General features: G+C 40.9%; 12 protein-coding genes. 3 read left to right on the top strand and 9 right to left on the bottom strand.

The window, feature by feature from the left end; genetic code table 11:
- Positions 1 to 130: 130 nt before the first annotated feature.
- The 7 genes from DMZ48_RS12330 to DMZ48_RS12300 form a co-directional block, all read right to left on the bottom strand.
- Positions 131 to 1,546 carry an alkaline phosphatase gene (locus DMZ48_RS12330; protein ID WP_143955459.1) on the bottom strand — a complete coding sequence of 472 codons (1,416 nt, stop codon included), beginning with the start codon at positions 1,544 to 1,546 and terminating at the stop codon, positions 131 to 133.
- A gap of 18 nt (positions 1,547 to 1,564) precedes the next feature.
- Positions 1,565 to 2,002, bottom strand: a complete 438-nt coding sequence (locus tag DMZ48_RS12325; RefSeq protein ID WP_143955458.1) for a hypothetical protein — start codon at positions 2,000 to 2,002, stop codon at positions 1,565 to 1,567.
- Positions 1,992 to 3,203, bottom strand: a complete 1,212-nt coding sequence (locus DMZ48_RS12320) for an ABC transporter permease (RefSeq protein ID WP_143955457.1) — start codon at positions 3,201 to 3,203, stop codon at positions 1,992 to 1,994. The genes DMZ48_RS12325 and DMZ48_RS12320 overlap by 11 nt, the downstream gene beginning before the upstream one ends.
- The gene (locus tag DMZ48_RS12315; protein WP_143955456.1) at positions 3,200 to 3,829 is read right to left on the bottom strand and encodes an ABC transporter ATP-binding protein; all 630 of its coding nucleotides are present in this window, start codon (positions 3,827 to 3,829) and stop codon (positions 3,200 to 3,202) included. Before DMZ48_RS12315 ends, DMZ48_RS12320 begins: the two co-directional genes overlap by 4 nt.
- Positions 3,830 to 3,848: 19 nt before the next feature.
- The gene (locus DMZ48_RS12310) at positions 3,849 to 5,042 is read right to left on the bottom strand and encodes a GTP-binding protein (protein WP_143955455.1); all 1,194 of its coding nucleotides are present in this window, start codon (positions 5,040 to 5,042) and stop codon (positions 3,849 to 3,851) included.
- A gap of 405 nt (positions 5,043 to 5,447) precedes the next feature.
- Complete coding sequence (locus tag DMZ48_RS12305) at positions 5,448 to 5,756, bottom strand: hypothetical protein (protein WP_143955454.1); 309 nt, start codon at positions 5,754 to 5,756, stop codon at positions 5,448 to 5,450.
- 63 nt (positions 5,757 to 5,819) lie between these two features.
- A complete protein-coding gene (locus DMZ48_RS12300) occupies positions 5,820 to 6,203 on the bottom strand; it encodes a MerC domain-containing protein (protein WP_143955453.1) in 384 nt (127 codons plus the stop codon).
- A 511-nt stretch (positions 6,204 to 6,714) separates the two neighbouring features.
- Between DMZ48_RS12300 and DMZ48_RS12295 the strand changes: the two genes are divergently transcribed.
- The gene (locus DMZ48_RS12295; RefSeq protein ID WP_242009194.1) at positions 6,715 to 7,299 is read left to right on the top strand and encodes a GNAT family N-acetyltransferase; all 585 of its coding nucleotides are present in this window, start codon (positions 6,715 to 6,717) and stop codon (positions 7,297 to 7,299) included.
- A gap of 334 nt (positions 7,300 to 7,633) precedes the next feature.
- Here the strand turns inward: DMZ48_RS12295 and DMZ48_RS12290 are convergent, their stop codons facing one another.
- Both DMZ48_RS12290 and DMZ48_RS18850 read right to left on the bottom strand, forming a co-directional pair.
- Positions 7,634 to 10,219, bottom strand: a complete 2,586-nt coding sequence (locus DMZ48_RS12290; protein WP_143955452.1) for a M1 family aminopeptidase — start codon at positions 10,217 to 10,219, stop codon at positions 7,634 to 7,636.
- A 9-nt stretch (positions 10,220 to 10,228) separates the two neighbouring features.
- Positions 10,229 to 10,351: a hypothetical protein gene (locus DMZ48_RS18850; RefSeq protein WP_277872834.1), complete on the bottom strand. Its 123-nt coding sequence runs from the start codon at positions 10,349 to 10,351 to the stop codon at positions 10,229 to 10,231.
- 101 nt (positions 10,352 to 10,452) lie between these two features.
- Between DMZ48_RS18850 and DMZ48_RS12285 the strand changes: the two genes are divergently transcribed.
- Both DMZ48_RS12285 and DMZ48_RS12280 read left to right on the top strand, forming a co-directional pair.
- Positions 10,453 to 11,118: a peroxiredoxin gene (locus DMZ48_RS12285; RefSeq protein WP_199287971.1), complete on the top strand. Its 666-nt coding sequence runs from the start codon at positions 10,453 to 10,455 to the stop codon at positions 11,116 to 11,118.
- 327 nt (positions 11,119 to 11,445) lie between these two features.
- Positions 11,446 to 12,651 (top strand): hypothetical protein, encoded by a 1,206-nt coding sequence (locus DMZ48_RS12280; protein ID WP_143955451.1) that lies wholly within the window; start codon positions 11,446 to 11,448, stop codon positions 12,649 to 12,651.
- Positions 12,652 to 12,704: the final 53 nt, after the last annotated feature.

Here is a 12,704-nt window from a genome sequence, read left to right as displayed (position 1 = left end):
CTGCAACTTTCAACGTGATCTTTATCAGTGTTATGGGTAAGCACATGTAATCCGACCATTTTCATAGACAAGAAAATGATCAGCAATACCATCGAAATTATGTGCTTATAACTACTGATTTGCATCGCCTTTAAAAATCATTTTCAACCTCCGCCGCTTTCAGCATCAAATAATGGAGATCCGTATTCTTTATAAATGGCTTTAAATGCTGACTTCCCGGACCATACATTGCCAATTCAACGTAATCGGCAGAATGCTGCATACTGATCCATCCAACCGAGTTATATTTCTTCTGAATTTCAGCCAGTGTCTGAAACGGTAAATGTCTGGGATTATACAATCCGTCTTCGGCACCGATTCCTTTATACTGATTGAGTACCGACGCAGCTTCATCTGTTGTAATATCAATAGCGTTGGCATATTGAACGCGGTCCTTGAACTGGTCAATGGAAGTCTCTATCCCTACCCCATTTAAGATCCAGTCATTGGAATGTCTGTATTTCTGAATACTGTCAAAATTTTTATTGGCACTGTCTCCATAGATAATACCTGGATTTGCATTGCCATGGTCAGTGGTAATAATCACCAATGTATCATCGTTTTCCATTGCAAACTTTATCACTACATCCAAAGCCTCATCATGTGCAATCTGATCGTGAATTAAACCTCCAATATCATTCCCATGCGCTGCCCAATCCACCTTTCCGGCTTCTACCTGTAACACGAATCCCTCCGGATTCACTTTCAAGATATCAATAGCCTTCTCGGTCATTTCTGCGAGGGTTGGCACTTTTTTCTTTAGTTCCGAGTTATTTTCGAGGTCTATGGAATAAGGCAAAGCATCCTCTTCGAAAACACCAAGCAAACGTTCGCTATTTGATGCAGCCAGCAAAGAGGATCTTGATTTAACCACGGTATATCCATGCGCTTCAAACTCACGGTACATAGGTTTTCCATCCGATCTTTTTTCCGGATCAAAGTATTTATTTCCACCTCCCAAAAGCACATCAAACTTATGTTCGAGATACTTCACGGCTATACTTTCCTGATCGCTCCGTGATTTTTGATTGACACAAAAACCGGCTGGCGTAGCATGCGTCACCGGTACCGTGGTGACGCAGCCTGCCGATTTCCCAACCGATTTAAACTTTTGCCAAATCGGCATAAACGACTCTCCTTCCCTGCTCATGTTCAGACTTCCGTTCGGGATTCGAACTCCCCCTCCCCAGGATGAACTTGCAGCAGCAGAGTCTGTGACTATGGAATTGGCGGATGCCATATCCATCAATGCCCTACTCACCATATTCTCTTTGTACAATTCCAACCATCGGGTGCCTTTTCCCGATCTCCTTGACAGGTAGATATCTGCCATATTAAGCGTTCCGGTACTCATCCCATCACTAATAACCATAATGATGTTTCTCGCCTTTCTGCTCTTTAATCCACTAAAGCCGGTAACATTCGAAGCCATGCCTTGAAAAGGATGTAACATTGCCGTACCAAGCGTAAACAAGGAACCGTTTCTAAAAAAATTTCTTCTGTTCATTATAAGTTTTTATAAATATTATTCGATCAATTGGCCTTTACATCCCGTAAGGATATAATTGAAATGTTCGACATCATCTGCATTCAAACTCAGTTTACCCGTCACTTTCACAATCGCATCGGTAGGAAAATCAGGTCTGGATAAGAACTCCATTTCAATCACTGTTTCCGGACCTCCCGCACCACAGAAAAAGCAGGATGCCATCGGACTTTTAGAAAGCATAAAAACTTTTTCCTGAGGATCTACATTCAGAAAATATCCGGTGATAGAAACTGTCTTTGATTCCAAAACTTTGACTTCAGGTAAAAAAGTTGGATACATAAAAGGATCATCATAACCGGGAAAATACTTATCGGCGAATGTTACTTTAGACAGAACCTTCCAACTGATTTCAGTTTGGGTATATCCCATAGAGATCCCGATTATTGTGAGCAATAAAAAAAGGCTATATTTCATGGCTAAGAATTTTTGAAATGTTCAGTTTGAGCACCGGATAAATCGCAATACTAACGGCGATGATGGCCACACTTAACACAATGAATATCAGATTCATAATATTACTGTTGAACCAAAAATCAGCCGGAAGCCCTACAGGCAGCAAACTCGTATAATACAAGACACAATAGATGGTGGTTTGGGAGAGTATATAACCCAGAATAAGCGCTAAAATCACCAAAATGAATGCTTCCAGAATTAGCATCATCACCAATTGAAGATGGCTCGCACCATAGGTTCTGTACAGGGCGAGATCAAAGGATCGGTCCTTTACCATTTGTATTAGATTAAGGCAGATCATCAACCCTGATAGCAGCAGGATCAAAAAGGCGATCCAGGAAATAGTTTTAACCCCGATACCAACGAATGAAAATAATCGATCCAGTTCATATCTTGGTATGGCAGCCTGCATACCGGTATTCCTATTTATAGTATTTGAAAACTTTAGTAGTCCGGACAAATTCTTAAAGGAAACCAGAAGGGAGGTTATCTCTTTATTATAATGTTCTTCCCCCGCTTCCTTGCTGTTCTCATCTTCATGATCATGATGTTCATGAAGTTCCCATACACTATCTAAACCGGTTACAATAAGTCGGTCGATCACTGTTCCTGATGGTTGATAGATGCCGACCACTTTCATCGGCCTTTCATGATGGTGTAAACTATTTGCCGCCAAACCATGACCACTTTCAAAGGTATCTCCAATGTCAAGGCCTGTTTTTTGGGCCACATCATTACCCAAAACCACTTCCAATGTATACTTTGGACCTCTCCCTTGCACTATCTCAACGTTATACAGGGTTGGGAAATCAGGGGTCGTACCAACGATTCGGAATCCTTTATAATTATCACCATAAGAAATAGGTACAGCTATTTTAACCAGTGGATTTCTTTGAACAGCTTCAGCTGCTTCATAGGAAATATTTCCTGTTGGATTATCGATGTGCAATATGGAAGAAAGAACCAGTTGTAACGGACTACCTTTAGCTCCTAACACAAGATCAATAGTCCCCAGATCATTATTTAGTTTCGATTCGACGGTATAGTTCAACTGCTGAATTCCAAAAAGCAATGTAATGCTAAGCGTAAGCGTGATAAGTCCTAAGGCCGAATACCAGGGTTTGGAACTAATATTTCTTATACTAATGCTCCAAATATTCATAGAAAGATGGTTTTTGAGAAATGAGCAGTAATACGCTGATCATGTGTGATTACAACCAAATTAGCATCATTTAGTTCGGCTTGCTTTTTCAACAGATCGATCACTTTCATGCAATTTTCATCATCGAGACTTGACGTCGGCTCATCGGCAAGAATAACCCGGGGGGAATGGATTACTGCCATTGCGATACCTAAACGCTGTAATTGACCTTCGCTGAGTTCGTTGGTTCTATGGGAAATACAATCAGCGATATTCAATGACTCCAAGAGCTGTTGAATGACCACCGTATTGATAGCCCGTCCACTAAAGAACAAACGAGCTCTTAAATTTTCCTCGACGGTCAGCGTACTGATCGCATGATTTCTTTGAAAAATGATTCCTATATGATGACCTCGAAATGCATCCAGCCTTTTAGGACTTAGTTCGTGAATCGCGACATCATCGACCACCACAGCTCCATGATAAGGTGACAACAATCCGGAAAGCAGATGGAGTAAGGTTGTTTTACCTACTCCGGATCTTCCCAGTATAAGCAGACTTTCGGAATTATTAAGGGTAATGTTAGGGAAATTGAGGATCCTACTATCCTTCTTATATCTAAAATTAAGGTTTTGAACTTCGATCATCTCAAGATTATTTTTCTTTTCAAACTGGCCATTGATCCTTTGGATTAAAGAGTCCTTCTTTCCAGGTCTCAACTTCTGCATCGGTAAGTAAACAATTATTCAGGGCCTTGAGGATCTCCTTCGTAGCCATGTACTGCCCGATAAAGACCAGCTCATTTTTACGATCACCATATTCCGAATCCCATTCAGACTCTATAAAATGTTGATTCTCCAAAAAAGTACTATACGTGATTCTTTCGACAAATGGCATGGAAGCCCACCAGACTCCTGCGAGATCGACCTTAGTCGAGCCCCCTGCAGTACTCCAAACCAAAGCCTGTCCCGGGCGTGATGCCAACCAGAACAAACCTTTGCTTCTAATAATACTCAATGGAAAATCATGGTTCACAAATTCCAGAAATCTTTCCGGATGAAATGGCTTTTTGCTTTTAAACACAAAGGAACCGATACCATACGCTTCCGTTTCCGGAATATGATCTTTCTCCAGCTCGCGAATCCAGCCGGCTGCATTAGAAGCTTTATCAAAATCGAACAATCCCGTATTTATGATTTTGTTATAGGAAACCCTGGCATTTTCCGACGGAATGATGATGGCATCCGAATTCAGTTTTCGTAAGATGATATAGAGTTCATTTAATTGAAATTTATTGACAAGATCGATCTTGTTCAAAATAATAACATTGGCGAATTCTATCTGATCGGTCAACAGATTTACGATGGTACGATTATCATCCGGTATGTTGGTAAGATCTCTGGAGAAAAGATAATCTGAACTGGAAAAATCTTTGATAAAATTAAATGCATCCACAACCGTAACCATGGTATCGATGTAACTGAAGTTACTGAGATCAATAGTTCCGTCCTCGCTCTCGAAGCTAAAAGTCTGAGCTACAGGAAGCGGTTCGCTTATCCCGGAACTTTCAATAATAAGATAGTCAAACCGCTCTTCAAGCGCTAGACGTTCAACTTCTATGATAAGATCTTCTCGGAGTGTACAACAGATACAACCGTTACTCATTTCCACCAACTTCTCTTCGGTTCGTGAAAGTGAATTTTTACTGGAAATGAGCTGTGCATCGATATTGACCTCGCTCATATCATTCACTATGACCGCAACCTTAAGACCTTCCTTATTTTGTAAAATATGATTTAACAGTGTTGTTTTACCAGCCCCTAAAAATCCACTAAGGACTGTAACCGGTAATTTTTTCATTTCTTGAAATTTTTTTATTATCTAAATAAATCTTTCAGATCCGAAAGGGTAAGTATCCTTAAGAGCATCGCTGGTATTCATAGAAATTTAAGAAAAGAGCTATTTGCCAAAGCGATTACATCGATGACAATAAACATCTAATACACCATACTTTATATGCCACATTTTGTGATTACTTCAGTATTATGAGCACTATATAAACGTTCCTGAAGGCTCCAAATGAGCATGCGGAAGGATAACCTTTATCGAATTATTTATGCGAAGGGAACGCAAGATCTGATATCTCAGGGGTATATCTAATAACTACAGGCTTAACCTGAAAACATAAACAGAGGATCTTCACCTTATCTTTACAGTATTCAGCTTTATAGTACCCTTTTATTACCCAAAGAGAAATTTCGAGGTCTATACAAAAGAAGGGGGTGGGCGGCAGAAGAATTGCCCAGTCATCAATTCTCCGGACTTAGCGATCTCGAGTTCCGGAATTTCGACACTCAATGGTAGTATCTCCGGATTTTGGAATTCGAAAATCTCAAGGTCGACCGGAGGTGTTGGTGTATGGATATTATAAAGTACATGCTCGCAAATAGCACAATCGGAATGATGAGCATGATCTTTAACGTGAGAAAAGACGTGAATTCCTTCCAATTTCATAAAAATGAAAATGGTCAGGAAAGAAAATAAAATAATATTCTTAATAGAATTCTGTCTCATTGACTCAAAGTAAAGGAATATTTTTGAGAAGCAAAGCATCTCAGATGCGGATTTAATAAAAGCTTAATGATTGCATCGAACTACAGATCGTGTAAGTTTCCAATTTACCCAATGAGCTATAGATACCAAAACAGCTCCTGTTACAGTATTCATCATTTCCCATAACTCCGAAAAATGAAGTCTGCTCAATGCGATCATTGTAAATCCTGCGATAACCAGTAGCAACGGCTTAGAACTCTTATGTACCTTCCTATATCCGGGCCATAATGATAAAACAACAAAGACAATCCCAATAAGAATGAAGGTCCATTCAATGATGGGATTATGTAAAAATCGCAAGCTGGTCATAGAGGTAAATGAGAACACTATGGGTACAGCCGCACAATGAATCGCACAAATGAGTGAGCTTGACATGGCGATCAGATCTAAAGTATTGTTCTTTGACATGTGAAGTTGATTTGATTAAACAGAAAGCAAATATATAAATGATTTTTATTAATGCGATAAAGTTGCATTAATAAAAATCATTAAAAATATGCCATACCTTTTAAGTTCATCGGAAACTAATAAGGCAATCGATTCTTCTTCACCTTCACTTATTACAGTCATTTATTTCACAAAAATATTATCCTGTTCGCGACTCACTTCCCTTATGCAACTCACCGTTGTTCACAATCAGTCCAATGGTTTTTATTACCTACAAAGATTCGCATGTATAAGAACATGAGTATTTCCCGCTCATCGCGGGAATCACGTTACTCGTCGTAAGGGTGACATAAATAATAAAAAACATAATATCCTGAATACAAGATCATTATATATTCGCAATGCGTATCTTTGAATGCCCTTTTCAATACGCTGTAATCATTAGTACACGAAACGTAACATTCTATAAGAACAGACAAACAGCCAACTTACCACGAATGAGCATCCCATTGAATAAACAGCCATAAAAATAATGATGACCATACGAAAAGCGAAGAAAGAAGAATCTCAAAAAATAGCCCCACTTATATTCCTGGCGATGGAAGATATCGCTTATAATTTTGCAGGAGAAAAGTCGAAAGATAAAGCCATTCAATTCCTGGAAAGCCTGATCAAAGAAAAAAACAATCAGTACTCTTATGAAAATTGCTGGGTGGCAGAAACTCAGGAAGCTATCGCAGGAATGGCAGTGATCTACAATGGCGCTCACTTAGCATCACTACGAAAACCTGTGACCGAAAAGGTAATGTCGATGTTCAGCAGGTCTTTTGAACTGGAAGATGAAACACAGGCAGGCGAATATTATATAGACTGTATCAGCGTAGCACCTGACCATCAGGGTAAAGGAATCGGTTCTAAGATACTCCTTTTTTTGATCGAAGAATATGTTCACAAGCATCATGAAACACTCGGATTACTGGTTGACAAAGACAATCCAAATGCAAAGCGATTATATGTCAAATTAGGATTTGAGCCTGTAGATGAAAAAATTATAGCAGGGAAAGAAATGGAGCACCTGCAGCTTACTTATGAAAAAGCCACCCTTTTTGAGGATTAAAAGCATAACTCCAGTCCAACCGCCAAAAACAATTAGATATCCAAAATCGATTTCAACCTACAACTCAAAACCTGAGCCTGCGAAGCCCCAAGAAGAACTGAACACGCGAAGCCCCAAGAAGAACTGAACACCCGAAGACACTTTCACCACAGGACACTCAAGCATTTGTGGCTAAAGGCCACCAATCGCGGCGACACTCGACGCCGCCGAAGGCAGGAGTCCCGATTGCTATCGGGAGACACTCCTACTTCGCCGAAGGCTGAAGTCAGGATCGTCACTCCCCAGTGCGCCAGCAGACCAAAAGACTTTAACCTCCCCACAATATCAAAAAAAACTATCTGGCGCTCACCTTCTCCTTCCCAAACAACTCATGATTTCTATACAAATCATCAGCGGCCTGATTGAGTTTCTTCAGCAATACCGGATTCAGATCCGGATGCGCTGCCAGATATTCCTGTAAGATCGTATAAGCCTCTTCAGAGGTATACCTACCGACAGAGGCACTGAGCCAACCTTTGGGAAAGAATATATCTCCCGTACGTTGAATCTCCTCGAGCATTTCCAAAGAAGGTTTCAGGTATTTGATAGACGTATCCTGACGCAAAGGATGATTCAGATACCCCAGTAAACTGAGTACCCAGCTTTCCTTTTCCCGGTTACCTTCCTCTTTAAGCGATTCGAAAACGGCATCCCGCACGGTCACCTCTGAGGACAATGCCGGCTCAAGAAATTCAAATCGTTTGATCTTATCAGGATTGCTTAATGAAGCCTTAGCCTGCTCCAGGATATCTTCTGCCTTTTCATGGCCATACAGTGCCAGACTCATCGCCATCCCGGTATAACTGTCTTCATTCAGTCGGAGTCCGTCAAAGACTTTTTCTTTATTCCAGATCGCATACAATCGTGATTTTCCTTGATCCGAATACGCAACTGAACTAAAGAGTCCGAAGAAGATCTTTTTCAGATTGGGGGACAAATCAGCACTTAATTGTCCATAAGCCAACTCCTCCAAAGGTTTTTGGGCTTCCGCTCGTTGTGCTGCAGAAAGATAATTCCAGTACAGATCGGAGAGTTCGCCCGATATACGGTTTACGATCAGTTCATTCTTTTCCGATAGTATCGCTTTGGTCAGCATTGTATAAGTCGAGTGCGGATCCAGGTTGCCGTTGAGTGAATTTTCATAACAATTAATCAGCGCATAGGTTCTGGCTACATCATCTTCTATCTGAGGAATCAGGTCAATGGATTCCTTATCGACCGGAAAGACCCCGTAACCCATGCCGTTATAATTATAGATAATCGTTTCAGGTTTTGGTAGTCCGACAACTGCTTCGATTTCGGTACGCTCACCGATCATATCCACGGCAACCGTCTTGACCGAATCAGGATATACGAGGCCGATACTAAAGGTCTGATTCCAGCTATTATCGCTACCATCCTCAGCTTTCTGAAGGAGTTCCAGGGAAGCGATCTTATCATTTTCAAAAGTAATCTCCTCGGAGATCACAGGTCTTCCGGGTTCATTGATCCATACCTTACTCCATGCTTTCAGGTCGTGATCGGTGCGTTTATCGAGTATCGCTACCAATTCATTCCAGTCGGCATTCCCATCAGCAAAGGTCTCGATATACTCCTGAATCCCCTCCTGAAATACCTCCTTCCCTATCAGGCTTTCCAGCAGATTCATAACGATGGGAGCTTTATTATAGATAATGGCACCATAGAGCGAACCGGCATCTTTAAGGTTTTCCAGATGCTGACGAATCGGGTTCGTACCGCGAGTTCGGTCTTCTCCATAGGCACGCGGATAATGAGTCAGTATAAATAAAAGATCGTGGTTGATGTCCGGAAAGGCCGGGTTCACGATCTTATCGGCCATAAAGTTGGCGAAAACCTCTTTCATCCAAACATCATTGAACCATTTCATAGTCACCAGGTCACCGAACCACATATGGGAAGTCTCATGGGCGATCAGTTTGGCCCTGGATAATTTTTGATTTTCGGTAGCGGTATTATCCAGGAACAAGGAAGATTCACGATACTGAATGGCGCCTACATGTTCCATTCCCCCATACTGAAATCCCGGGATTGCGGCAAAATCCAGTTTTTGAAACGGAAACGGATAAGCCGTATACTCCTCCAGAAAATCGATGGATTGCTGATGCAGGTCGAAGATGGGCTGCACACTTTCCTCGATCTTTTCAACATTATTTTCCCGATAGAGCATACGCATATCGAATTTCCCGGGATTGATGATGGTATCCTTGAATTTCCCGGCTACAAAAGAGAACAGATACGAACTCATTTTATCGGTTTTCCCGAATAGATGAGTGATCCTATCACCACTTTGTAAGGCTTCCTTTTCCGGAGCACCCCCCAGTACTTTCCAATCTTCAGGCGTAGTAATTTGCAAGGTATAGGTAGCTTTCAGATTCGGTTGATCGAAACAGGGAAACACGGTACTGGCGCGGTCAGGAACCAGTAAGGTATACAGATAATCATCATTTCTGTTGAGGGAAAGTTCTCCTGTTATAAAATTAATTTCCACCACATTTACCCCTTTTTTAAGATACTGGGAATCGATGATCAGATGTTCTTGTTCATGCCTTACGGGTATTTCCTCAGTATTGGTCCGAACGCCGAGTACATGATCGGATTGCTCATTGAAATCCAGTATCAACGGATAATCCAGCGAATTCATTTGCACCTCCAAACGCAATACGGCAGGAATTTGCTTTTCCTTTTCAGCGGGAATATTGAAATGCAGGTTATAGGAAATATCGGAAAGCCGGGCTTTACGCATTTGCGCGAGTTCCAGTGGAATTCCGGGTTTGATGAGTTCGTTGATGTCGATAGATTTTTGGTCGTTACAGGCGAAGACCAGGGATAGAGTAACTACGAGTAATAGGATCTTTTTCATTGAAGCGATTTAAGCATCGCCTAATTTAAGACATAAAATATAAGTAGGAAATTGCGGCAGCGTAAAAGTTGCACTGATGAATTCTGCTGGGTTTGGTATTTTAATCTGCTCAATTCCCTTTCCTAAAGCCATTCAGCACCCCTCCTTTTTTAACATGCTTATGTAACCTGTGTTACACTAAAAGACAATTCTGAATCGTAATTTTAAGATGCTGATTTTTAAAGTTTAAGGTCATGGACACAACAATGAATACGGTAACAAACCGCGTAATGCCAAAGATCGGTGATATGGCTCCCGATTTTGAAGCGGTTACCACCATGGGAAAAATTCAATTCTCAGATTATGCTCCCGATCAATGGGTGGTATTGTTCTCACACCCGGCTGACTTCACTCCGGTGTGCACGACCGAGCTTACCGGTTTTGCAAAACGAAAAGCCGAGTTTGATGCCTTGAACACTGCCTTGCTCGGACTTAGTATTGACAGTGTACATGCGCATTTAGGTTGGATCCAGAATGTACGACAAAACACTGGAGTCCTATTCGACTTCCCTATCATTGCCGATATCGATATGAAGGTGGCTAAACTCTATGGAATGCTACAACCCAATGAAAGTGAAACTGCTGCTGTCAGAGCGGTCTTTATCATCGATCCTTATAAACGCATTCGCTTGATCATGTATTACCCTATGAATGTGGGTAGAAACATGGATGAGATTCTGAGAACCTTACAGGCACTTCAGGTTTCCGACCAATATCAGGTAGCACTACCTCTTGACTGGAAATCCGGTGATAAAGTAATTGTACCACCACCCAGAACGGTCGAAGAGATGAATAAAAGATTAGAAGATAAAACGCTGGAGAAAGTCGATTTCTATCTGGCAAAAAAAGATTTGAATTGATGTAAGTTTAGGTTGGTTTATGAACAAGACCCTGTTCTGGATGATTAGATTGAATAGGGTCTTTTTCGTTCTCAGGGATATTTCAAAAATGGTCTGTAACATTGATGACATTACCGCCTCACTTTTTTTCATTCTTTTGCGCCCATCAGGAAAATTTGAGATCCCGATTTCATGAAAAACAAAATATTCCTTCCCTTTTTCTTTTTATCATTTTTACTCACTGCGCAAAATAAGTCTTTAAATGATGTAACCGATGTGCAAAAAGAAAATACACTTTTTTCGTTTGTCTCTTTAAATGGCACAATCAGGAATTATTTTATTAGCACAATGAATGAAGGTGCTCTGGAAGATTTTGCAACCAACGCATTTGGAGGGATGGTCGGTATCAAAACCACTCCTTTTAAAGGATTTACCGCTGGTCTCAGTGGTAGTTTCGCATTCAAAACATTCTACACAGATCTGAATGTTCCGGACACTTTAACCGGAATGGCATCAAAATATGAACAGGAATTGTACAATATCGGAGACCGCCGGAATTACAAGGATCTCTACAGATTGGAAACCTTTTATCTGCAATATCAACATGCGACAGGAAATATAAGTCTCGGTAAACTGGAGATAACCGACACTCCTTTACTCAACAGGAGCGATGGCAGAATGAACCCGTTTGCATTTCAGGGATTGTGGATCAGTCAGAGGCTGGGTGATCAAAGGTTCAATCTAGCCTGGATCGATCACATTGCACCAAGAAGCACCTATAAATGGTATTCATTTAATGACGGTATCGGACTCACCAACAATGGATTTCAACCAGACGGTACTGAAGCAGACTATCGATATACAGCACAAACCAAAGGTATCGGAATACTCGATTACCACTCCGTCTATAAACGATTGGCGTGGCGTTTCAATTACTGGTATCTTCATAACCTGTTGCATATCGGTATGATCGACATTAGCTATTCAGGAAAACATTGGACCACAGGGTTGCAATATTCACTGCAAACCGCAGACAGATACCAGGAACAAGTCGATTACCACTCCAGATATATTCAGCCCGATGAGCATGGGCAGGTGTTAAGTTACGTCATCGCCTATCAACCTGAACACTGGAAATTTAGTTTTGCTTACACCCATGCGTTTGATTCTGGAAGATATCTTTTTCCGAGAGAGCTGGGTCGGGATCAATTCTTTACTTCCATTTCCAGATCCAGACTTGAAGGTTTCGGTAACATGGATGTGATCACCCTTACCGGGACACATGATCTTTATGTGAAAGGATTAGATCTTACAATTCAATACACACGACTCTTCGGTCCGGAAACCAATAATTATACATTTAACAAATATAATTTGGATGCTTACTACCAGATAAACACACGAATACATTATGAAGTAGAAGGCATATTAAAAGGTCTGAAATTTGATCTTCTCTACGTGTATAAGGAGAATATCCATGACCGGAATGCCGCTGTAATTTTTAATAAAAGTAATTTTCATCAGATAAACCTGATCACGAATTTCGTCTTTTAGATCAGCACATAAAAAAACGGCATTGGAAAAGTTACTCAATGCCGTCCACTGCT

Source organism: Robertkochia solimangrovi, assembly GCF_007279655.1.
Lineage (GTDB): Bacteria > Bacteroidota > Bacteroidia > Flavobacteriales > Flavobacteriaceae > Robertkochia > Robertkochia solimangrovi.
The sequence above is the reverse complement of the archived record's forward strand: the minus strand, read 5'-3'. Positions and strand labels throughout refer to the sequence as shown.